21 protein-coding genes, 1 pseudogene and 1 riboswitch are annotated in these 23,226 nt (G+C 27.4%); of the genes and pseudogenes, 6 read left to right on the top strand and 16 right to left on the bottom strand.

The window, feature by feature from the left end; all coding sequences use genetic code 11:
• Positions 1–46: 46 nt before the first annotated feature.
• Positions 47–497 (bottom strand): annotated as a pseudogene (tnpA, locus tag B3603_RS15180) (IS200/IS605 family transposase).
• Positions 498–738: 241 nt separating this feature from the next.
• Positions 739–921: riboswitch (cobalamin riboswitch) on the bottom strand.
• A gap of 193 nt (positions 922–1,114) precedes the next feature.
• Between tnpA and B3603_RS15175 the strand changes: the two are divergent.
• From B3603_RS15175 to B3603_RS15150, 6 genes are all read left to right on the top strand, one after another.
• Positions 1,115–1,669: a chromate transporter gene (locus B3603_RS15175; protein ID WP_291566424.1), complete on the top strand. Its 555-nt coding sequence runs from the start codon at positions 1,115–1,117 to the stop codon at positions 1,667–1,669.
• Between the two features lie 47 nt (positions 1,670–1,716).
• Positions 1,717–2,268: a chromate transporter gene (locus B3603_RS15170; protein WP_291566422.1), complete on the top strand. Its 552-nt coding sequence runs from the start codon at positions 1,717–1,719 to the stop codon at positions 2,266–2,268.
• A 198-nt stretch (positions 2,269–2,466) separates the two neighbouring features.
• The gene (locus B3603_RS15165; protein WP_291566420.1) at positions 2,467–3,663 is read left to right on the top strand and encodes an ROK family protein; all 1,197 of its coding nucleotides are present in this window, start codon (positions 2,467–2,469) and stop codon (positions 3,661–3,663) included.
• 368 nt (positions 3,664–4,031) lie between these two features.
• The gene (locus tag B3603_RS15160) at positions 4,032–4,940 is read left to right on the top strand and encodes an ABC transporter ATP-binding protein (RefSeq protein WP_291566418.1); all 909 of its coding nucleotides are present in this window, start codon (positions 4,032–4,034) and stop codon (positions 4,938–4,940) included.
• Entirely contained in the window at positions 4,933–5,727 is a 795-nt protein-coding gene (locus B3603_RS15155; protein ID WP_291566416.1) for an ABC transporter permease subunit, read from the top strand. The genes B3603_RS15160 and B3603_RS15155 overlap by 8 nt, the downstream gene beginning before the upstream one ends.
• A gap of 245 nt (positions 5,728–5,972) precedes the next feature.
• Complete coding sequence (locus B3603_RS15150) at positions 5,973–6,668, top strand: NAD(P)/FAD-dependent oxidoreductase (RefSeq protein ID WP_291566414.1); 696 nt, start codon at positions 5,973–5,975, stop codon at positions 6,666–6,668.
• Positions 6,669–6,768: 100 nt separating this feature from the next.
• Here B3603_RS15150 and B3603_RS15145 read toward each other — a convergent pair whose 3' ends face one another.
• The 15 genes from B3603_RS15145 to B3603_RS15075 all read right to left on the bottom strand — a co-directional run bounded on the left by B3603_RS15145 (position 6,769) and on the right by B3603_RS15075 (position 22,685).
• Complete coding sequence (locus B3603_RS15145) at positions 6,769–8,697, bottom strand: FtsX-like permease family protein (protein WP_291566413.1); 1,929 nt, start codon at positions 8,695–8,697, stop codon at positions 6,769–6,771.
• Between the two features lie 199 nt (positions 8,698–8,896).
• The gene (gene tpx, locus B3603_RS15140; protein WP_291566410.1) at positions 8,897–9,391 is read right to left on the bottom strand and encodes a thiol peroxidase; all 495 of its coding nucleotides are present in this window, start codon (positions 9,389–9,391) and stop codon (positions 8,897–8,899) included.
• A gap of 120 nt (positions 9,392–9,511) precedes the next feature.
• On the bottom strand, positions 9,512–10,762 hold the full coding sequence (locus B3603_RS15135) for a glycoside hydrolase family 3 protein (RefSeq protein ID WP_291566409.1): 1,251 nt from the start codon (positions 10,760–10,762) through the stop codon (positions 9,512–9,514).
• 268 nt (positions 10,763–11,030) lie between these two features.
• Complete coding sequence (locus tag B3603_RS15130; protein ID WP_291566407.1) at positions 11,031–11,348, bottom strand: hypothetical protein; 318 nt, start codon at positions 11,346–11,348, stop codon at positions 11,031–11,033.
• A gap of 69 nt (positions 11,349–11,417) precedes the next feature.
• On the bottom strand, positions 11,418–12,404 hold the full coding sequence (locus B3603_RS15125; RefSeq protein WP_291566406.1) for a zinc ribbon domain-containing protein: 987 nt from the start codon (positions 12,402–12,404) through the stop codon (positions 11,418–11,420).
• 636 nt (positions 12,405–13,040) lie between these two features.
• Entirely contained in the window at positions 13,041–14,768 is a 1,728-nt protein-coding gene (gene ptsP / locus B3603_RS15120) for a phosphoenolpyruvate--protein phosphotransferase (RefSeq protein ID WP_291566404.1), read from the bottom strand.
• 107 nt (positions 14,769–14,875) lie between these two features.
• Positions 14,876–15,604, bottom strand: coding sequence for a glucosamine-6-phosphate deaminase (gene nagB / locus B3603_RS15115; RefSeq protein WP_291566402.1), 729 nt, complete (start codon positions 15,602–15,604; stop codon positions 14,876–14,878).
• A gap of 3 nt (positions 15,605–15,607) precedes the next feature.
• The gene (gene nagA, locus B3603_RS15110; RefSeq protein WP_291566400.1) at positions 15,608–16,783 is read right to left on the bottom strand and encodes an N-acetylglucosamine-6-phosphate deacetylase; all 1,176 of its coding nucleotides are present in this window, start codon (positions 16,781–16,783) and stop codon (positions 15,608–15,610) included.
• Positions 16,784–16,920: 137 nt separating this feature from the next.
• Positions 16,921–18,003, bottom strand: coding sequence for a DUF871 domain-containing protein (locus B3603_RS15105; protein WP_291566397.1), 1,083 nt, complete (start codon positions 18,001–18,003; stop codon positions 16,921–16,923).
• A gap of 64 nt (positions 18,004–18,067) precedes the next feature.
• Positions 18,068–18,376: a PTS lactose/cellobiose transporter subunit IIA gene (locus tag B3603_RS15100; protein WP_291566395.1), complete on the bottom strand. Its 309-nt coding sequence runs from the start codon at positions 18,374–18,376 to the stop codon at positions 18,068–18,070.
• 13 nt (positions 18,377–18,389) lie between these two features.
• Positions 18,390–19,697 carry a 6-phospho-beta-glucosidase gene (locus tag B3603_RS15095; RefSeq protein ID WP_291566393.1) on the bottom strand — a complete coding sequence of 436 codons (1,308 nt, stop codon included), beginning with the start codon at positions 19,695–19,697 and terminating at the stop codon, positions 18,390–18,392.
• Positions 19,698–19,817: 120 nt separating this feature from the next.
• Positions 19,818–21,122 carry a PTS sugar transporter subunit IIC gene (locus B3603_RS15090; RefSeq protein ID WP_291566391.1) on the bottom strand — a complete coding sequence of 435 codons (1,305 nt, stop codon included), beginning with the start codon at positions 21,120–21,122 and terminating at the stop codon, positions 19,818–19,820.
• A gap of 36 nt (positions 21,123–21,158) precedes the next feature.
• On the bottom strand, positions 21,159–21,461 hold the full coding sequence (locus B3603_RS15085) for a PTS sugar transporter subunit IIB (RefSeq protein WP_039632314.1): 303 nt from the start codon (positions 21,459–21,461) through the stop codon (positions 21,159–21,161).
• Positions 21,462–21,476: 15 nt separating this feature from the next.
• Positions 21,477–22,385, bottom strand: coding sequence for a BadF/BadG/BcrA/BcrD ATPase family protein (locus B3603_RS15080; RefSeq protein ID WP_291566387.1), 909 nt, complete (start codon positions 22,383–22,385; stop codon positions 21,477–21,479).
• Positions 22,386–22,418: 33 nt separating this feature from the next.
• Positions 22,419–22,685, bottom strand: coding sequence for an HPr family phosphocarrier protein (locus tag B3603_RS15075; RefSeq protein WP_291566385.1), 267 nt, complete (start codon positions 22,683–22,685; stop codon positions 22,419–22,421).
• Between the last annotated feature and the right edge of the window lie 541 nt (positions 22,686–23,226).

Below are 23,226 nucleotides of genomic sequence, written 5' to 3'. Positions count from 1 at the left end.
CATTGCGCCTTAAGGCGCTTTTATTATTCCACCAGCTCATCTTTTATTACTTGTTACCATTAAAAGGGGCATATATTCTCTTATACTTATTTAATCTGACATTATATCTTCTTTTTGCGGATTTTTATATATTCTTCTATTGTAGCTTTATTACTCTCTACTATATCTACATAAAACTATCTATACTAAAAGTGACTATTTCTATATCTATATTTTAAATTTGCAAATTTCTTAAATATCATTAAACTACTTTTCCCTTTAAGAAATCCTATAAAATTTGATGCATTCTTTTTTGTTAGAATTAAAACTAGCATATGTATATGATCTATACGTGTATTTACTTCTATTATTTCAGCACTTTTCTATTCACATAATTCTCTTAATCTCTTCCCTATTTCTGCTTTTTTCCTATATGTTTTTTCCCTTCTGAATTTTGGCGTGAATACTATATGGTATTTGCAGCTCCACTTTGTATGTAATAAACTATTACTCTCCATTTTGAATGACCTTCTTTTGCATTTATACTTAGCTTACGAAACCATTTCTATTTTAACAAAAGAAGGTCTTTTTTGTCCTACTCATTACTAAAGTTTTTCAGAACTCACCTTAATAGCAGATGGCTTTCAATATATAATAAAAAAGCTCCAAATAGACACATTTAAACACTATTTTAAAAACATATAGAACCATAAGTCCCTATATTTATTAATTTATTATAGTGTTATCTTTTCCTCCAAAAGATTTAACTAGCCTTATGTATGTCTTCTGGCTTAGTTTTAATCTACTTCTTTATCATCCCAGAAAAATTCTAGTGATATACTTAAAGCTTCGTAATCTTTATAGTAACGGTAAGCCTAGTGGATTTTCACCAATTCTCCTATTAATTTCTTATAAAAGAAAACCTGATACTAAAATATATTAAATTTAAGTCTTTAACTTATGGAACATTATAGCTATTTTTTAATAATATTTCTTAATTGTATAAAAATTCTTATAACTTATTGCCATTTCGGTTAAAAGATTATATAATATTAGTCACAAACATATAGTGTATTTAATATAATATAATTAAAATCTTAAACTTTATATATTTTTGGTTGAAAGTGGTGATTTTATGAAAGAAAAACGTTTAAGTTTAAGAGAGAAATTACAAATGTTTTTTACTTTTTTCAAAATAGGAATTTTTACCTTTGGTGGTGGTTATTCAATGATTCCTTTAATTGAAAAAGAAGTAGTTAATAAAAATAAATGGCTAACAAAAAAAGAAATTAGTGATTTATTATCCTTAGGCCAAACCCTTCCAGGCTCAGTAACAATTAATTCAGCAACCTTGATTGGATATAAAATTTTACAATTGGAAGGATCTATTATAGCAACTTTAGGTGTAGTCTTACCATCATTCATAATTATATTAATCATTAGTTTATTTTTTACTAACATTGCTCAATTAGGAAGTATACAAGCCTTTCTTCATGGAGTACAAAGTGCCATCATTTCATTAATTCTTTTTTCCGCAATATCTTTAAGAAAAGAGTCCATTGAAGATAAATTGAATTGGATTATATTGATTATTTCTCTTATCTCTATGATACTATTTCACATAAATCCAATGATAATAATTTTTATAGGCATAATCATTGGTTCTTTCAGCTTTGCTATAAAACATTAAAGTTTTCTTTTTTAGAAGAAATGCTATAGAAAAAGGGGGGGATTTTCTTGACAAGATTATTAACACTTTTATTTAATTTTATTAAAATCGGTTTGCTTAGCTTTGGTGGAGGATATTCTATGATTCCTCTAATACAAAATGTAATAGAGAAATATCATTGGATAACTACTAAAGATTTTTTTAGTATGATAGGAATAGCTGAAATGACTCCTGGATCACTTTCAATAAACTCAGCCACTTTTGTTGGTTATAATGTGTTTGGATTTTTAGGAAGTTTAGTATCTACATTAGGAGTAATACTTCCGTCATTTTTATTTGCCATACTTTTATCAAGACTGATGAAAAATAAAAGATTTAATAAATTTATAGATCACATATTATATTTCATTAAACCTATTGTAATTGCAATGATAATTTCAGCGGCCTACTGTATTGGGAAAGAAACTTATGGAAATGGACAAATAATTTCAATAGAAAACTGTTTTACGGCAATAATCTCCATTTTAGCTATGTATTTAATCTTTAAAAAAAATCTAAATCCTATTACAATAATATTAGTATCTGGTTTTTTAGGAATTTTTCTATTTTATGTTTTATAAGACATCTTTAAAAAATAGCTAGCCGATATGATAATGTGTTTTGCATAATACTGTGTCAACATATTCTAATTTCAGCGGTTTGTATTACCTTGTCTAAAGCAAACTATTTATTATATCTTTGAATTGTTATTTTATTTAAAAAGACTAATAGAAAATCTAAGGTTTTATATCAAAGCTGAGAGGAGAACAGCATTAATTATGAACAGTTTTTTAGGCAAATTTAGTGATGGAGAAAAAACAATTTTAAAACTATTAGTAGAAAATGAAACTATGACAAAAAATGATATCATAAAAAAATATGATGTGAAATTAACCACTCTAAATAGAATGATGGATTCCTTATTGGAGCGAAAGATAGTTAAAGTTGTAGGTGAAGCTGAATCTACAGGTGGACGAAAGCCAAGAATATATAGCCTAGATGATGAAAACTTTTATCTTATAGGTATTGATATATCTGGCACTAGAACTAATATAGTAATTACTAACTTAAAAATGAAAATGTTAGTTCAAGAAAAGTTCCCATTAAAACCTAATAGTTTACCTGAAGATGCAATAAATAGAATAAAATTGATAGTAGATAAACACATATTAAACTTAAATATAAAAAAAGAAAATCTTATAGGCATAGGTGTTGGAAGTATTGGCCCTATTAATATGGAAGATGGAACCTATGGCAATATAGAATACTTCAATAATAAAAGTTGGTGTGGCTTTCCATTAAAAAAGACTTTAGAAAATATGTTTCATTTACCAGTACTAATTGATAATGGTGTTAATACCGCTGTTTTAGGTGAATACCTTCTAGGTAATGGTAAGGGTGATAAAAATATTGCCTATTTTAATTGTGGAACTAAATTAGCTTCTGGTTTCATAAGTAATGGAATAATTTTAAGAGGTAAAATTGATAGGGCTGATTCCTTTTCCCATCAAATAGTTAACTTCCAAGGTGATAAATGTGAATGTGGTAATTATGGCTGTGTAGCTACATATTCTTCTATTCCTGCAATCACTAAAAAATATATGAATTTATGTAAACTAAATAATTTAGATTTTAAAATAAACACTTCTGGTAGCATATCCTTTAGTGATATATGTGCCAAAGCTAATAAAGAAGATTCTCTTTGTATATCTGTAATAAAGGAAGCTTCATCAGCTCTTGCTATTGGCATATATAATTATATAAATTTACTTCATCCAGATATAATTATTTTAAATGGCCCTATTATAAGAAATATTGATATTTTTTTTGATATGGTAAAAGAAGCATTGTCTAAAAGAAATAAAGATATTTCAACAAAAGTAGAAATAATAAAGGGTGGAATATTTAAAGATAACGAAATAGCCATTAGTGCTGCATTAATGTTCTTTATAAAAAATATATATGAAATAGATTAAATTTCTAAGCTATAGTAATAAATACTGTAAAAGTTAATTAAAAATAATTAGCTTTTACAGTATTTTTATCTTCTTATGTAATTAATATATCACTTTTTAAAAATTCAATATACTTTTAATCTTAAAATAGCATTTTAAATTTATAACCATATTCTATAATTTCATTATAAAGCAGTCTTCTCTTCCCCTATTTAAAGTTAGAAATCTAAACTTATGACAAAGTATTATGAATCTACATATTGATTATAATAAACATACAGATTATTTGTCACTCACTATTTTTATTAAGGTATACTTTTATAAATTTTTCTTAATTTATGTGAACTTTTTCTATCCCTTTAAAGTTTAATATATAAGAGGTGATAATAATGAATGCTATTGAGGTAAGAAACTTAACTAAATCTTATGATGGTATTAATAAAGCATTAGATAATATAAATTTTATAATACCTGAAGGCTCTATTGTAGGATTTCTTGGTCCTAATGGTTCAGGCAAAACCACTACAGTAAGGATATTAAATGGAATACTAACCCCTTCAGAAGGCGAAGTAAAAATATTTGAACATGATGTTACTAAAGATCAAATAAAAATTCATAGTTTATCAGGAGTAATGACAGAAACAGCATGTAGCTATGAAAATTTAAGTGGTGAAGAAAATCTTATTTTCTTTGGTAAAATGCATGGTCTTAACAATAATGAAATAAAAAAGAGAAGTGATGAACTATTTAATAGATTAGAATTAGAGGATGTAAAGCATAGAAAAGTAAAAGCTTATAGTACTGGAATGAAAAAAAGAATATCTCTTGCTATAGCTCTTATTCATAATCCTAAAATATTATTTCTTGATGAACCTACTTCTGGCCTTGATCCTGAAAGTGCTGAAAATGTTACTAAACTTATCAAAAATATGACATTTGAAAATAAGAGCACCGTATTCATGTGTACTCATCAATTGAAGTATGCACAGGATATATGCTCACTTTATGCTCTTATAAATAAAGGAACTTTGCTTGGCTTTGGTAGTTTTGAAAAATTATGCAATGATAAAAATTTTAATGACTCTATTATAATCAGAGGAGAAAATATTCCTAATAATGTTGGATTAAATAAAATTGATAGAAATATCTATAGAAAGCATATATCTAGCGATGAGGAAGTAGCTAAGCTTTTGCACAATATCTTTAGTGGTAATGGAAAAATATATGAAGTTAGAAGGGAAAAACCTTCTTTAGAAGATTTATATTTCAGCTATGTAAGAGGTGATAAATTTGAATAAAATAAACAAAGCATTAATTTATAAAGATGTAAAAGATATAACGTCTTCAAAACAAGTATTGATACCTATGATTATAGTTCCATTAATCTTTGTGATTATACTTCCGACAATAGTATTGTTGCTTCTTCATTTTTCCTCTGACGCAGCAAAAACTCTAAAAGATTTTGATTCTTTAATAAGCAGATTGCCGCAAACTTATAATGCTCTTACCACTGAGCAAATGGTATTAACTATACTTACTAATTATTTATTCCCTTCTTTTTTTCTGTTAATACCTATAATGTGTTCGACTTTACTTGGTGCCAGTAGCTTTGTGGGAGAAAAAGAGCATAAAACTATGGAAACACTATTATATACGCCAATTTCAATAGAAGAACTATTTAAAGCTAAACTCTTAGGAGTTTTCATTCCTACTTATGTAATAACTTTAATATGCAGCATAATATTTGGAATAATTATAAATATAGGTGGATTATTATATTTTCATAAGCTTATTTTCCCTAATATAAAATGGGTAATTCTTATATTATATCTTACTCCTGCTGTAGCAATTCTTGGATTAACTTTTACTGTTCTAATATCGGCAAAGTCTAAAACCTTTCAAGAAGCTCAGCAGTTAGCTGGTCTTATTGTTCTCCCTATAATTCTCTTAGCAGTTGGTCAAATAACTGGTATATTACTTTTAACTAATATGGTGCTAATTATAATTGGAACCATTATATTTATAATAGATTATATATTATTACAGAAAATAGCTAAGAATTTTACAGCGGAAAATTTAATTTAAGGCATCTTGAAAAATAATAAACCGGTAGATTAATTTACCGGCTTATTATTTTTTAAGATACTAAAATATAAATTGGACAAGTGTTTTTAACTATTTATATAAAAATATCCAATTTCAATGGTTAATAACTTATTATCTAACTAATTTATCTGTAACCTTTGTTACTGACAAAAGCTCTATTAAATATTAAAATATATTTATTAATAAGAAAATATAAAATTTACATAGATAGGGAGTGTTTATTTATGGCACATTACGGTAATTTGCAAAAGGTTAGAGATGGCAAGAGAACTTTTGCTATAACGCCTCACATCCCCGGTGGATTTATAAGTGCTGATAAGCTTATAAAGATAGGTGAAGTAGCTAAAAAATATAATGGAGTTCTGAAGATGACCTCTGGCCAAAGAATTATGATAACAAATTTAAAGGAAGAGGATCTTGAAAATATATGGGCTGAGCTTGAAATGGAACCTGCTGTTAAAAATATTTATTCAGTAAAAAATGTAGAGATTTGCCCTGCTGGTTTTTGTAAAAGATCTAAAGCTAATACTATGAATGTAGGCATGAAAATTTTAAATAAATTTCATGGCGCCTCTATGCCAAATAGAACTAAAATAGGAGTTGCTGGATGTAGAAATGCTTGTGGAGGAGTTTATTCAAAAGATGTAGGTGTAATTGCAGACATTACAGGCTTTAGAGTAACTGCTGGAGGGTCCTCTGGGTTTAATCCTAGAATTGCAGACATAATAGCTATTGATATTACTGAGAATGAAGCATATGAATTAGTAGAGAAGATTTTAACCTTCTATCAAAAGACAGCAAATTTTGGTGAAAAAATCAGTGATTTCATAGAAAGATTAGGGTTAGATAATTTCAAAGAAGGCGTTTATAATCAAAATCCTGAAGAGTTTGATTATAATCATGAAAATAAACTTATCTAAAGTTAAATATATTTTAAATTAAATTATATATAAGTATTTCTCTTCATATTTTTATTGATTTATTACAAAAGGCACTTCAATAACTAAAGTGCCTTTTCTTCTATATCATACCTATTATAAATTTAAAATGTGATTTATTGCTTACTGTATAAAAGATTAAATATATTATTATAAATATAATTATTGATATTATAGCCCCTTCAACTTGAAGAAAAATTATTGTACTTAATGCAGCTAGAGCATGAAGTATTGATAGAATTAATGGAAGCATAAATATTATAGCGAGTTCCTTTCCCATACTTTTTTTAATATCTTTATATGAGAAACCAATCTTTTTCATTATGGAATATCTCTTAATTTCTTCATCACATTCCATCACAATTTTAAAATAAATTACGCTCAAGCTAGATATCATGAATATAAGTGATGTAAAAAGTGCTATAAATTTAAAAGTACCACTGATATTACTTACTGATTCGTAAGACTGATAATAGCTGGATATTTTTGTTTTCTCATGTAAACTATTATTTATGTCTTCTGTTAGTTCTTTACTTTTATTTTGATCTTCTACATTGATAAATCTAAGGCTAAGAGGCTTCCCAAAAGTTTTAAATCTTTCAAAAGATTCTGATGTTACAACTACAGTTTTTCCTCCTACCTCTGGATTTATAATTTCTTCTCTATACTCAAGTAAATTCATAGATTCTTCATTGTCTCCAAAGAGCATATTTATGTTTTCATTTACTTTTACACTTTTTATCTTACTTGCGCCTATTTTCCATACTCTTTCACTAGAAATCTCATTTTCATCTAGTATTGCTATATTATTTTTATTTTTAAGTTTTAATTTTTCTTCTATATTTGCTATGGCACAAAGCTTGTTATAATCTTCTTCCTTAATAACATAAATATTTTTGCCTTCTTTACCATCCTTTAAAATTTCATTTTCATTAAATTTTAAAGAATGAATGAAAATATCATTTTTTATCTTATTATCTTTATGTTGTTCTAAAACCTTATCTACAATTTCATCTGCTCCTTTATTAGAATGATAAACATAAGAAAACCTATGATTAGAAATATCTTTTTCTAATAATCCAGTTACAATCATTGTAGTACTAGCAGCAACTATTATAGATGCATTTAATATGGATATGACTGCTAAAGATTTAGCATTGCTTCCTATTCTGCTTCTAATATTAGATAATGCAAGCAGTTTCTCCACATTTTTATAACTATTCTTTCTTTTTCTCATTAAACTTACATAGAGAGCAAAGAAACTATTAAAAAATAAATATGTTCCTACTATTACTGATATTAAAGCTAAAAAAAGTGATGCTGCACCTAAAATTTTTATTCCTGTTAAACTTCCAAAGAAATATCCTAAGATAAGCAATATTATTGATAATATGCCTTTTAAAGTTTTATTTTTAGGCTCTTTTTCATTAATTTCTTCCCCTTTAAATAACTCAATAAGTTTAAACTTATATATTATTCTATAAGCTCTTATAGAAATGATAATAAATACTATACTAAAATTAACTAATGTATTTTTTAGTGCCTTAAAACTGAATACTATTCCTATATCTCCTGTAGCCTTTATAAAACTCATAAATACCCTAGCAAATATTTGTGACAATAATGTTCCTATTACTATAGAAATACCTAATGAAAATATTCCTATTATTAAAGTTTCCATAAACATCATCTTTGCTATATCTTTATTTTTCATTCCTAATAAAGCATATATGCCTATTTCTTTTTTTCTTTTTTTTATAAAAAACGAAGTGGAGTTCCACATGAATATTACTGAAAAAAGAATGATTACATAAGAACATAAATTAAATAGAAGACTCGCAACTCCTAAAGCATCTTTTCCCATAAGTGCTCTTAATTTTTCTGAATTTGCTATATTTAAATACACATTAAATATACTTATATTAATTATTATAGAAACAATGTATGTAAAATAATTCTTCTTATTATGCTTTACATTGTTTAAGCTAATATTTAGTAAATTAAATTTCACACTACTCTCTCCTTACAAATATCAAATCATTATTTATGTAAAATTTTATCATTCTATAAATTCTCACACCATAGATTAGGCTTACAACTTTTATTTAAAACTTACATCTTTGTAAGTATATAGAATAAATTTACAAAATAATAGCGAGACTTTCCATTTCGGATAGTCTCGCTTTATAAGGCTTTTTTAGTGTAAATATCTATTTTGCTTCTTTTGCAGCTTTTATAACTTCTTCAAAATTAGGCTGTTCTGTAACTTCAGGTACATACTCTACATAAGTTATTGTATTACTACTATCTATCACAAATACTGCACGAGTTAATAACCCTAATTCTTTTATATAGCTACCATAATTATGTCCAAAACTATGATCCTTGTAATCAGACAACATAGTTAAAGCTTTTACCGCTTTTGCTCCACACCATCTTAATTGTGCAAAAGGTAAATCCATTGAAATTGTATAAATATGAACACCTGGAACTTCTCCTGCTTTTTGGTTAAATGTTTGAACTTCTAAATCGCATACTCCTGTGTCAATAGAAGGCACCACTACAAAAATTCTTACACCACTTGTGTTATCCAATGTTACAGGCTGCAAATCACTATTAGCCAATGTAAAATTTGGTGCTTTATCACCTACTTTAAGTTCCTTATCAATTAAAGTTATAGGATTACCTTGAAATGTAATATTCATATTAACTCCTCCCTTATATTTTCTATATGGTAGTGTTACCATATAATATTCTTAATTATTCATAAAGCAAATCTTAATTATTAATCTTTATAACCTATATTAAAAAAGTTCAATATAATGTTATTCCAATTTTAAAAGCCCATAATTATATTTTAATTTTAATATTCTTTTTAAGCTCTCGTTTATTATATTCTCACTTAGATTTCCTGTTTTAACATCTTCAATTATTCCATAAAAAACTTCATCGAACTGCTCATTATTTCCGCCTGGTTCTAGAGGTGCTGGCATTAGCAGTATATTAGCTCCTGCTTTTAATGCATTAACTGAAGCTTCCTTTAGTGTAAAATAATTTTCTATAGCTCCCATATTTAGAGCATCAGTGATAACCACACCTTTAAATCCTAGTTCTTCTCTTAAAATGTTTCCTATTATCTTACTAGAAAAAGTGGATGGTACTAAAACTTCAGTATCTTTCTTAGAAGAATAAATTTTGCTATCATCTAAAGCTTTTGCTTGAATATGACCTACCATCACCATATCCACATTATTTTCTATAGCTTTTTTAAAAGGATATAATTCTATAGCATTTATTCTATCTTTAGAATGGTTTATACTTACTAAATCTTTATGAGAATCTCCTATAGTATCTCCATGTCCTGGAAAGTGTTTAACAGAACTAATTATACCTTCGCTTTTTAATCCTTCCATAAATTTGACTCCAAATTCTGCAACTATCTCTGGTTTATTACTAAATGCTCTAATACCTATAACGGGATTTTCAGGATTAGTATCTACATCCATTACAGGAGCAAAATCTAAATTTAGTCCTAAATTTTTCATATCTTTCCCTATGCTTTTTGCAGTTTCAAAAGATAAATTGGGATCTTTACTATCTCCTATTGTTCTAGCACTAGGCGCTTCAACATCTCTAGGTATTCTTGTTACAGTTCCTCCCTCCTCATCTGTCCCTATAAATACTCCAATATCTCTTGAAGTCTTTTGTATATCTTCTGTAAGCTTTTTAGTTTGCTCTTTATCTATCATGTTATTTTTAAATAAGATGATTCCTCCTAATTTATATTTATTAAATACTTCTTCTACTTCTGGAGTAACCATTGTAAAGTCAATCTTTTCTCCATTAGTATTTACAGTATCTATAGAAGGCATAAGTAATTGTCCTACCTTTTCTTCAATACTCATTGAAGAAATTTTTTTCTCTATCTTCTCATCTACAGATTCCTCTAATTTAACTGCTTCTTTTGTAGTATTTTCTTTAATTCCATTATCTAGAACTTTCTCTTCTGAAGTTTTAATGTTACAACCAGTAAAGATTAATATTGCCATTAAAATTATAATTAAAGTTTTTTTCAATAAAATCTCTCCTAACTATAAATTTATAATATAATCTCAATAAATAATTTAAACTCTTTTCTCCTAAGTTATCCAGACACTCCTAATTGTATAACTTATATTTATAATTTATTATAACCTAATTTTTATAATTGTTATATTATAATACCTATATTTTTCTAAGCTATTAGTTTGTAAACAAATAACTATAATTTATTTTATCACTAACTAATTTCTTATAATAGCTATAATTTAAAAAAGTCTATACTTAAAAGCATAGACTTTTTTGTTAATATTTTTTTGATATATTATGTAATTCTATTACATTTAATAATATATTTTTTTGCTCTTCTGTTAAAGTGTAATCCATTGCTTGTGTGTCTCCTTCAAACTTAATAAGAGCATTTCTTGATTTCCCTAATTTAATTAAATCCTCTAACATTTTTGGATTTTTATCAATTCCTATGTCGATATCTTTTCTATCAAAACATGGTATCTCTACCCATTCATCAACTCCACCACCAACTACTACTTCAGTTTTCCTGCTAAAATAGTCAAAGTTTAATTCAAAAATATATCCATCAGCATTACAGATAATCTTTCTCATAAACAACCAATTACTTCTATTAAATCCTGCAATTAATTTAAATACCGTAGAACCAATCTCTCCCCTTAACTAAGGTTGAAATATGACTTCATTTGTATGGATTTCAAGTAATTCCCCATATGGCTTATGAACATACATAACATTATTTGAAACTGAATCAACATACTTATTCATATAAGTTAATAATTCATTTTTACGTTTTTCTTTTCTTTCTGCTATAATTTTGTCTTCTTTAACTTTCTCAGCCTTATAAAAGTTAAGCTTTTCATTTAATGCTTTATCGTCATCATAAAATTTAGTGATTGAATTCAAAGCATCTATAGCACTGTCAATTTCTTTAGCCTTATAGTGTTTTTCTGCTAAATCAAATCTTTCTTTTTTTAATAATGGCAATATCTCATTTATTCTCTTTTCTGCATTACTAAAACTTTTATCATCCTCAATTACATTCTTATATTGCAAAATTGAATTATAATAATCTTTATTTCTAAAAGCCTTTTCTGCTTCATTAAAAGCATGTCTTGAATCCCTAAATTTAGTTAAAAAGTATTGAGCAGATTTAATCTCTTCGTTATCAATATCATAATATAACATTCTCTCAAGTGTGGCTATTTGAACACTATATTCTAAATTTTTTTCATCATTTAAAAAATCTTCTTTTATCTTATTTGATTGTTTTCTAAAATAATTTTTCAAGGATTTATCAATTCTATTTTTTTTATTATCTCCAAATTTGTCAATTACTTCATTATAATATGTTTGTGCATCACTATATTTTTTATTATTAAAAAGATGAATAAATTTTCTCGTATCCTTATTATAAAAATATACTGAACATAATATGGTAAATCCTAATATAATTAATAATAATATTATTCTATTTCTTTTGTTTTTTAAAATAGCATTATTTCTAAAGCTTCCAATAATCCCTATTTTCTCCTTAAGCTTAACTTTATTTTTTCTAATAAAATTTGTATTAGAGTTTAATTTAGTACCACACTTATTACAAAATAAGCTATCTTCCAAATTTTCAGCTCCACACATTGGACATGTCATTTCCAATCTCCTCCATTTTTATGTAACTCTCATCCTTCGCATTTTTCTTATATTCTGTTAATTATTTTCATAATAATTAAATCTCATTATTATAATTTGAGATTTTTATTTATAATACTATATCTTCATATATTACATACAATAAAACTTTATATTATCTAATTAAAAAATATTGTTGAAGATAGTACTTATTTCATTAAGATTTATATTTTATAACTTTTCCTTAATTAAAAATTTCTAATAATGTTATTTTTAAAAGTAAAAATATCTTATATAATTGCTAATAGTATTAACACTTTTTTACTACATTTATTTTATTATATCTATTACTTAAGCCATCATCCTCCTTTATCTATAAATATTTAATTCTAAAACTGTGTTTGTGATAAATCTCAACATTACATATTATGTTATTTTATATTTAGGATATGTCATTACAAAATTCTATCTTAATTCAATAATAATTTACAAATTAACAAATTCAATGTTTTTATGTAAAATCCTCTTAAATAATAGATTTTATAAAAATATTAGATATTCTTATAATAAATAGTCTATTATGTTTCTAAATACATCTTTAAAAAAAGATTAAAAAAAGAAAAGTTCAAATTCACTTTTCTTTTTTTAATCTTCTCTTTAATTCTTAATTTTCTGACATTCACTAATAATATCTTTTAAAAATTTTTCAATGCTTTCCGAATCTTCTAGCTTGAGAACTTTATCACTAAGTTCTTTTGCCTCCACAACTTTAAATTTCTTCATATGTCTTCTTAATTTTAAAACTAAAGCTGGACTTACACTAAACTCATCAAGTTCCATCCCCATAAATACAGGAAGAAGTTTTATATCACTGGCTGCTTCTCCACAGATTCCTACTGGTATACCTTCCTTATGCCCATTTTTAATTACAGTGTCAATAAGCCTAAGTATTGATGGATGATATGGAGTATATAAATTTGATACTTTTTCATTCAATCTATCTACAGCAATAGTATACTGGATAAGGTCGTTAGTGCCTATGCTAAAAAAATCTACTTCTTTTGCAAGAATATCAGAAATAATTGCTGCTGAAGGTATTTCAATCATTATACCAACTTTTATATGCTCATCATAAGGTATTTCACTTGATTTTAATTCCCTTTTACATTCTTCAAGAATTTCCTTTGCCTCTCTAGCTTCTTGAACACTAGATATCATAGGAAACATTATTTTCACATTACCAAAGACACTTGCTCTTAAAATAGCTNNAGCTCTTAGTTGAACCTTAAATAATTCTCTTTCTTTCAAACAATATCTTGTTGCTCTAAAACCAAGAAAAGGATTTTGCTCCTTCTTAATATTTAAATAAGTAAGCTCCTTATCTCCTCCTACATCTAAAGTTCTGATTGTTACGGGTTTTCCGTCCACTCCTTGAATTACTTCTTTATAACAGCTTAATTGTTCATCTTCATTAGGTGCCTCATTTCTTCCCATATATATAAATTCACTTCTAAAAAGTCCAATTCCTTCACCATCATTATCTAATACCTGATGTAATTCTTCCGGTGAACCGATGTTGCATACTATTTCGAAATCTTTACCATCCTCTGAAAGAGATTTCATACCTAATAAAGATTTATTAAGCTCTTTTTCACTTTCTAAATAGGCTCTCTTCTCATTGAACTGATTTATTATCAAGCAATTTGGCTCAATAAAAAACTCACCTGTACCTCCATCCATAGCTAATAAAGATTTTTCATTAAATAAATCTAATATTTTTCCAGCACCTACAATTGCTGGAATGCCAAGATTTTTAGCCATAATAGCAACATGAGATGTAGGGCCTCCTATTTCTGTTATAAAACCAAGTATTTTATTTTTAGGAAGCTTAGCCGTCTCAGATGGCGTTAAATCATGAGCTACTAATATAAAGGATTCAGTTAAACTGTTATAATCTATAGTATTCAAATTTAGTAAGTTATTTATTATCCTATTTGAAACATCTATAAGATCACTACTTCTTTCACGCATATAACTATTATCTAAAGAATTAAACATATCTACATAGAAATCAGTGGCTTCCTTAACCGCCCATTCAACATTAAACTTAAACTCTTTAATTTTATTTTCAATAAGAGTAATAAATTCCTCGTCTTTTAGCATATGAATATGAGCTTCAAAGACCTTCGCTTCTTCTTTCCCCAATGTATTTTCTGTAAATATAATAAGTTCTTTTATTTGATCAATAGATGTATCTAAGGCTTTTTTAAGCCTTTTTACCTCTTCATCATAATCTTCAATACTATATTTTTTCACTTCAATTTTATTATGCTTAACTAATATATTCCCAATAGCAATACCTGTAGATGCACCTATACCTTTCATATAACGACCTCCTAAGTACCTCTTCATAGTTTTTAATTACTAGCATTTAGAGAATAGCTAGTCAGTATACCTCCATATTTTCCAATCTCTGACTAGTTATTTTATACTTATTTTAAATAGCTACCTGCTTTCTCATCTACAATTATAGTAACATCTGGATGTAATTGAAGTATTGATGCAGGTACTTCTGGAATTATATCACCATAAATCGCTTTATATAATATTTCTGCTTTTTCCTCACCATTAGCAAGCAAAAGAATTTTTTTTGAACTCATAATAGTTTTTATTCCCATACTTACTGCTTGTCTAGGTACATCTTCTATATTGTTAAAAAATCTTGAATTGGCCTTAATTGTATCTTCATCTAAATTCACTAGAAATGTTTTTGATTCAAATTTAAAACTTGGTTCATTAAAACCAATATGACCATTTCTCCCTATACCAAGTAGTTGTACATCTATACCGCCAGATTTTTCAATTTTTTTCTCATAACACTCACACTCTCTTTGAATGTCTCCTGCTAATCCATCAGGAATATTAATGTTCTCTTTTTTTATATCTATATGATTAAATAGTTTAGTTTTCATGAAGTTATAATAACTATTTATATCATTAGATTCCAATCCACAATATTCATCTAAATTGAAAGTAATTACGTCTGAAAAGCTTATAAATCCTTCATTGTATAAGCGAATCAACTCTTCATAAGTACCTATAGGTGTAGATCCTGTTGCAAGACCTATAATACTTTTAGGCTTTAATATAAGTTGACTCGCCAATATACTTGCTGCCTTTCTGCTTAGTTCCTTATAATCTTTTACCTTAATAATTTGCATAACCTAAAATTCCTTCCTAAAACACAAGTTTCCTTCTACTATGGTATATAAAATATCCATATTTTCATTAAATACTGTAAAATCAGCATATTTTCCTACTTTTATGCTTCCTTTCATACTATCTATCCCAATAGCACTGGCAGGATTTATTGTAACCATCTTAATTATTTTTTCAAGTTTTAATTTAGTATGGGCTCTCATGTTTTTTACTGCTTTATCTAAAGTGAGGAGACTTCCAGCTAATGTACCATCTTCAAGTGCTGCTCTTCCATGTGATACAAGTACTTTTTGTCCACCTAAATCGTAATTTCCTAATTTCATACAAGCTGCTCTCATAGCATCACTTATTAAAATTATCTTATCTTCACCTTTAACTTTTTCTAAAATATTAAATAATGCAGGATGTACATGAATTGTATCCGCAATAAGCTCACAATAAATATCACTATTTAAAATTGCTCCAATTACCCCAGGATTTCTATGATGAAGTGGAGTCATAGCATTAAAACAATGAGTTGCACTTTTTATACCATCTTCTATAGCACTCATTGCTTCTTCATAAGTAGAATTTGTATGTCCTATTGATAATATCATATTTTTATTCACATTCATAGATTTAATAAAAATGTGATTTTCATCCATTTCAGGAGCAATTGTAATTATCTTAATTATATCAAGATAAGGTTTTATAATTTCTATTGTTGGTGTTAAAATATACTTTTCATTTTGTGCTCCTTTATACTTTGGACTAATAAAAGGACCTTCCAAATGAACACCAAGAATTTTTGAAGCATTAAACTTCATATCCATAGAAATCTTTATCACATCTAAAGCTTTATGAATATCCTCCACTGGCATTGTCATAGTTGTAGGTAAGAAACCTGTAACCCCATGATTACAAAGACTCTTACTAATAGCTTCTATGCCTTCAATACTGCCATCCATAACATCAAAACCTTTTGATCCATGAATATGGATGTCTATAAAGCCAGGTGATATATAATTTCCTTCTGCGTCAATAGTTTCTATATCTTTACTAAGAACATTATTTTCTACAATTTGAATTATTTTTTCATCATATATAATGGATTTACCCTGTAAAACTCTATCTTTTAGGATTATCTTACCATTTGTAATACATTTTACAGCCATATATTTACCTACCTCTATATTTTTCATAAAATCTTATTTTTAGAGAGCTTGCATGAAAATTTCAAACTTAAAATTCTTTGCTATTTATTATCCATAATAAATTAATGATTAAAATAACTTGTACATTTTCATGAAAATATTATTTTTTAAGTTTATTTTAAAATTTATAATTCAAACTTAAATTTTTGCCATGGTTTAATATAATCTAATAAATAAATTTCATCTTCATCAATTTTTCCTACTACATTAGTTTTTCCACTGTTCTCCATATCCTTTAGTGCAATTTGAAGTTCTCCACTATATCTTTCATAAAGAGAGCTTTCAATTAATACATCCCCTCTTTTTATAGGTTTTGCATTAAATAATTCAAATTTATGATTTTTATATTTTACACGACTTTCCGTTGATCTAATCATATATTCAGATATATCTCCTCTATTAAAGTGGCTTTCTTCTAAAACTATCTTTTTCTCTGTTTCTGGTAAATCCTCTAAAAGTTTGACCTTAAGTTCAAGAATATTCTTATTTAATTTGCTTAGTTTATAAAATTCTTCTTCTGATGCAAAACAATTTGCTATTATAACGTCATCAATTAACCCTGTATTAAATAAGTCCTTTGCTTGAACATCAATAGGCAAAAATCTATGTTCTTCTAAAGTGCAAAGTCCATGTGATGTTGGCCATGGTCCAAAGGTTCCATTGGAAGAACTAACAAAAGCAGCCGTCCTTATGCCTTTTTCTTTAAACTCTCTTGATGTGTTTAAAAACTGCTTTCTTGATATACCTGTATATCTATGAGGATAAAAGTTATGACATCCTATTATATTATTTTTATTAGGACAATAACTTAAAATATTATCAAGATATTTAGTTCCATTGCTCATATTTATTTCAATTTTAAGCCCGTATGGATTGAAACTCATTATGCTTTCTTCCATTCCTGAAAATCCTAAGTCTAATCTTATTCCGCTTAAATTTATTTGAGAAAAGAATTGAAGATCTTTATAACTTAAGTTTAACTTTTTAAAAATAGAGGGATCTACATCTGCAATAACTTCCATCCCTAGCTCTTTTGCAGTATTTGTTATTTCTTTAAACTGATTTAAATTATTTTCTATATTTTCTCCCAAGGATATAAGACAAGTAAATATCCTTGTAAATCCATATTTTGCAGCCATTTTTAAATAATCTTTATATTTTTCTATGTCCCCTTGTGGAGGATATATTGATATTCCTAATTTTCGCATTTAACTACCTCCATTTTTACTTTAAAATTTAATTTATGATAAGATAACAATATATACTTTTCTCTTAATTATTACTTGACACTTTTTTATACATATCTACAAATTCTATAGCTAAATCCCTTACGGTTATGGCATTCATTAAATGATCTTGAGCATGAACCATAAGCAATGTAATTTCAATTTTTTCATTTCTTGCTTCTGATTGAATAAGTTTTGTTTGTTCTTTGTGTGCCTCTTCAAGACCTTTATCTGCTAATTGAAGACATTTTTCAGCCTCTTCAAAATTTCCTATTTTTGCATTGGCTATAGATTCCATAGAAAAGCTTTTAGCTTCTCCGCTATAAGATATTAATTTAAATATTATATTTTCCATTATAAATTCCTCCCTACTTAAATTGAGGTAAATATTCTTTGTTTTCATCAAGTATATCTTTTAATAATTTTTTAGTAATGTTTATTGAACCTCCTAATGGATTATTGATTAATGCTAAAAAAGCTTGATTATAATCTCCATTTATTGCTGCTTCTATTGTAAGAGTTTCATAAGCTTTGACCTGTTGTATAAGCCCTCTTATAGAATGGGGCAAAATTCCTACTGATATAGATGTTGCTCCATTTTTATTTACAATTGCATTTGTTTCTATAACAGAATTATTAGGTAAATCTAATATAGCTCCATTATTTTTTATATTTACAGTATGAATTTCATTTTTATCATTATATACAGCACTCATAAGAGAAACTGCAGCTTCTGAATAATATGCACCTCCTCTTTTATCTAGCTCTGATGGTTTTTCATCAAGGTTTTCGTCATCATATATTTTAAATAATTTATTTTCTATTTCCATTACTTGTTTTGCTCTTGTACCATGTCCATTTTTTATCTCTTCTAATTCTTCCTTTAGAACCTCATTTTTCATATAAAAATACCTATGATAAGGACAAGGAATCATATTTAAAGATTTTAAAAACTCTTTATCCCATTTTAAATCAGGAATATTATTCATATTTATAGAAGCACCATTAGAAAGTCTCTCAATTATCTCACTTGTTATATCTTCACCATCAAGATAAACAGATTGTCCGTATACCATATGGTTAAGACCTATAAAATCTATTCTTATTCTATTTGACTCTACCTCAAGTAATTTTCCAATATTGTTTCTCATTGTTATTGGAACATTACATACCCCAATAGCTTTAACTTTTGTATAATTTAAAACAGTTTCAGTAATAATTCCTGCTGGATTTGTGAAATTAATTAAGAATGCATTTGGAGCTAATTCACTAATATCCTTACATATATCAAGTATCACTGGTATTGTTCTAAGTGCTTTAATAAATCCTCCTACTCCAGTAGTTTCTTGACCAATAAGATTATATTTTAATGGTATTGTTTCATCCTTTAATCTTGCTTCAAGTCCACCTACTCTAAATTGAGTAACAATAAAATCTGCATTTTTTATAGCTTCTTTTCTATTCAAAGTTGAAGTTATTTTTGTTTTGATATTATGTTTATTTAACATCCTTAAAGAAAGTTTGCTAATTATGTCAAGTTTCCATTGTCCTTCTTCTACATCTACTAATGCTATTTCTCTTACAGGGAATTCCTCAATTCTTTGTATTATTCCATGAATAAGTTCCGGAGTATAGCTACTTCCTCCACCAATTACAGCAATTTTAATACCTTCCATGCTTTTCCCTCCAATCGTAAAATTATGTAATACTTTTCCTTTAAATAGGAAAATCTCTTTTGTTGAATTATGCATGGAATTCACAATAAATATTGCAGATTCCATGCATAATTTTAAACCTTAACTTTTTATGCTATTATCTATTTCCTTCACAATATTTTTAGATTTTTTATCCTCAATTTTTTCTGCTAAAACAATAAAAGGAATATATATAATTACACCGATAACAAGATTTATTATTTGCAATATGGAGCCTGCAGCTGATCCTCCAGTTGCAATCCATCCACTAAGTATAGGTGGTGTAGTCCATGGTACCATAGCAATAGTACGAGGAACTAGTCCTATAGCAGTAGCAGCATAACTTATTATGGTTAATAGCACTGGTGTTAAAATAAATGGTATTATAAATGCTGGATTTAATACAATTGGCATACCATATATCATAGATTCATTTATATTAAATAATCCTGGTCCTAATGAAAGGTTAGCCATATTTCTATGATGTTTACGTTTTGAAGCTATATAGATAGCAATTATAAGACAAATTGTTGCACCTGACCCTCCCATATATACAAAAGCATCGAAAAATGGTTTTGTAACAATATTTGGTATTACATCTCCAGCTGCTGCAGCAGCCATATTTTTCTCAAGTGCTGGAAGATAAACTGCTTGCATAACCGGTTCTAATATATTGGATCCATGTAGTCCAAAGAACCAAAATAAGTGATTTAAAAGTGCAATTAATATTGCTGACCAAAGTGTGTTGGCTACTGCTACTAAAGGTGCTTGCAGTGCATCATAAATCAATTTATGAATATCATCTACTCCAATTACTGCAAATAAAATTCTAATTATTGAAAATATAGATATTGTTATAATAACTGGTAATAATGAAGCAAAGGATTTAGAAACTGCTGGCGGTACATTGTCCGGCATTTTAATTATAAGTGATTTATTTCTTCTTAGCCTTACAAATATTTCCGTAGAGATAAGTGCTACAATTATTGCTAAGAATAACCCTACTCCACCTGCTGCACTATAAGGTATTCCAGAACCATCTTCTGTAGCTTTTGTTATGGATAATAGTGCTGCAAAAGCTACAACACCTGCTGTAAGACCATCAGATTCATAGCACTTCGCAAGATTATAAGCTATAGTAAATACTGCAAGAAAAGACATTATGGCAATAGATCCGTTCCAAATATTACTTCCAAAACTTTTCCATGATTCACCAAATACATTAATCATGAAATTTTGGTACCCTTTAACTGGAAATGCATTAATCAATGTACCTAATGAACCTGCTATGATTAGCGGCATTAAAATTACAAAGCCATCTCTTATTGCTACAAGATGTCTTTGAGCACCTATTCTCCCTGCCACAGGTACAAAATATTTCTCCATAAAATTAATAAACTTTTTCATTTTTTACCCCCCTAATATTTATAAAAGAGATTCTATTTACTTAATCATATCAATAGCTTGTTTTAATACTGCCTCTCCATTCATAGTTCCATATAAAATACTGTCAATTACACTTACTGGTATTCCCTTTGGTGCCATTAATTTTTCCATCTTTCCAAGTAGATATCTAACTTGAGGACCAAGTAAAACCACATCTACATCTTCGTGATTTTTTACATCTGCTTCTCCTATTGCAAATATTTCTGCTTCTAAATTTTCCTTAGCTGCAGCATCCTGCATCTTTTTTACTAGTAAACTGGTAGACATTCCTGCACAACAAACCAACATTATTTTTTTCATAACTTTCTCTCCTTTTTAGTATCCATTACTTTTTAAGGCTAGATTTAATGCACCATGGGCTGAGTCTTCATAAGGAGCATGAATTATTACTTTTGGGAATTCATCATTTATCTTTTTCTTTAATAAACTATTTATAAGAGATGATTTTAAAAGTATGCTACCTCCAAAGCTTAGTTGAAAATTCTGAATTTTCATCTTAAGTGAAAGAGTTTTGACCATTTTAAATAAATCTTCTACAGCTTTATCTACGATGTCTTTAGAAACTTTATCGGAATAATAGCTTTCTAATACAAGAGGTGCAAGGTCAGCAATATGTTGTTTTTTTGAATTATAAATAAATGGTATAAGTTCTTCATAGTCTGAAATTCCAAGATTTTTACTTACCTTTTCCCAGAGTATAGTTGTTTCACTTCTTCCGTCATAGCTCTCCATTATTTTCTTAAGAGCATCTCTCCCAATGACATATCCACTTCCATCATCATCAATTATATGTCCCCATCCTCCTACTCTAACAGCATTACCATGGATATCAATGCCATAGGATATGGATCCAGTACCACTAATTAAAATGGCATCTCTCATATCACCATTTGCCCCAACCAAAGTAGTTATGGAATCATTAAATATTAATAACTTATTTTTATAGCCTAATGCCCTAAAAATATTCTTTAAAAGGTTTTCATCATCCTCACAATCAATTCCAGCTCCGCCTAAACATATTGCACTAATATTTTCTTTAGCAATATTGTGTTTATCATACAAATAAGTGAACATAGAACTGAATACTTCTTGTGTTTGTTTTATGCCTACGCTGTGATAATTTGTAGGGCCAGATTTAAAACTGTCTATAACTTCATTATTATGGTTTCCTAAAAGGCAAATAGTTTTTGTGCCGCCTCCATCAATTCCAATATAATAACCCATATAATCCTCCTTCTTGTAATGGGACATTAATTGTTATTCATTAGGTAAAGTTTTATTGAATAATTCCTCTAGTTCATTAAATGCTTCTGTTTCATCTTCCCCATCTATTAAAACAGATACGCTATCTCCCATTGCTGCCCCAATACTCAAAATTCCTATTATACTTTTTGCATTTGCTGATCTTCCGTCCTTTTCAATGGTAATATTAGATTCAAATTGTTGTGTTAGATTAACCAATGTAGCTGCTGGTCGTGCGTGAAGTCCTGATTTACTTTTTACTGTTACATTTAATTTCTTCATAGCTTACCTCCTTTACACTAATAATTAAAGCAAATGCTATGCCAAAATTCTCATTTATATATAATTATTCTATATTTTTTTACTTTTTTAATAATGAATGGCTCTACTAAAGGCTTTATTACCATAAACAAAAATTTTTCACAGCACTATCTATGGTTAATATTAAAAAGGAACTGACTTTAAATAATTCATATAGATCAAGAAATTTTTTCAAAATTTATATTTTATTATAAGCCCTTAACTTTTGTTATCTCAATAGTTTGAGGATTATTAATATCATTATAACAATAAAAATACTTATATTTTAATAAATATATTTATACGCAAAAATAGTGTGTACACTGATATACACACTATTTTTATAGACTACACAGATTACACTATAATTACAATATAATAGATATAAAATAATATGACTACTTAAGGGTGGTAAACTTATATAAGTAAATAAGTTATGTTAATAATAAATCTAATAACAAAATTTATTGACATAATATGGTATAAAATGACTTAGTATAATACCTAAATATTCTTCAAAGAT

Source organism: Clostridium sp. UBA2485 (genome assembly GCF_002341865.1).
GTDB lineage: Bacteria > Bacillota > Clostridia > Clostridiales > Clostridiaceae > Clostridium_J.
The sequence above is the reverse complement of the archived record's forward strand: the minus strand, read 5'-3'. Positions and strand labels throughout refer to the sequence as shown.

What these genes read in the sequence shown, in the direction of transcription:
- B3603_RS15175 (WP_291566424.1), top strand. Translation starts at nt 1,115, where the DNA reads ATGAAAGAAAAACGTTTAAGTTTAAGAGAGAAATTACAAATGTTTTTT.
- B3603_RS15165 (WP_291566420.1), top strand. Translation starts at nt 2,467, where the DNA reads ATGAACAGTTTTTTAGGCAAATTTAGTGATGGAGAAAAAACAATTTTA.
- B3603_RS15160 (WP_291566418.1), top strand. Translation starts at nt 4,032, where the DNA reads ATGAATGCTATTGAGGTAAGAAACTTAACTAAATCTTATGATGGTATT.
- B3603_RS15150 (WP_291566414.1), top strand. Translation starts at nt 5,973, where the DNA reads ATGGCACATTACGGTAATTTGCAAAAGGTTAGAGATGGCAAGAGAACT.
- tpx (WP_291566410.1), bottom strand. Translation starts at nt 9,391, where the DNA reads ATGAATATTACATTTCAAGGTAATCCTATAACTTTAATTGATAAGGAA.
- B3603_RS15130 (WP_291566407.1), bottom strand. Translation starts at nt 11,348, where the DNA reads ATGAGAAAGATTATCTGTAATGCTGATGGATATATTTTTGAATTAAAC.
- B3603_RS15125 (WP_291566406.1), bottom strand. Translation starts at nt 12,404, where the DNA reads ATGACATGTCCAATGTGTGGAGCTGAAAATTTGGAAGATAGCTTATTT.
- nagB (WP_291566402.1), bottom strand. Translation starts at nt 15,604, where the DNA reads ATGCAAATTATTAAGGTAAAAGATTATAAGGAACTAAGCAGAAAGGCA.
- nagA (WP_291566400.1), bottom strand. Translation starts at nt 16,783, where the DNA reads ATGAAAAATATAGAGGTAGGTAAATATATGGCTGTAAAATGTATTACA.
- B3603_RS15105 (WP_291566397.1), bottom strand. Translation starts at nt 18,003, where the DNA reads ATGCGAAAATTAGGAATATCAATATATCCTCCACAAGGGGACATAGAA.
- B3603_RS15100 (WP_291566395.1), bottom strand. Translation starts at nt 18,376, where the DNA reads ATGGAAAATATAATATTTAAATTAATATCTTATAGCGGAGAAGCTAAA.
- B3603_RS15095 (WP_291566393.1), bottom strand. Translation starts at nt 19,697, where the DNA reads ATGGAAGGTATTAAAATTGCTGTAATTGGTGGAGGAAGTAGCTATACT.
- B3603_RS15090 (WP_291566391.1), bottom strand. Translation starts at nt 21,122, where the DNA reads ATGAAAAAGTTTATTAATTTTATGGAGAAATATTTTGTACCTGTGGCA.
- B3603_RS15085 (WP_039632314.1), bottom strand. Translation starts at nt 21,461, where the DNA reads ATGAAAAAAATAATGTTGGTTTGTTGTGCAGGAATGTCTACCAGTTTA.
- B3603_RS15080 (WP_291566387.1), bottom strand. Translation starts at nt 22,385, where the DNA reads ATGGGTTATTATATTGGAATTGATGGAGGCGGCACAAAAACTATTTGC.
- B3603_RS15075 (WP_291566385.1), bottom strand. Translation starts at nt 22,685, where the DNA reads ATGAAGAAATTAAATGTAACAGTAAAAAGTAAATCAGGACTTCACGCA.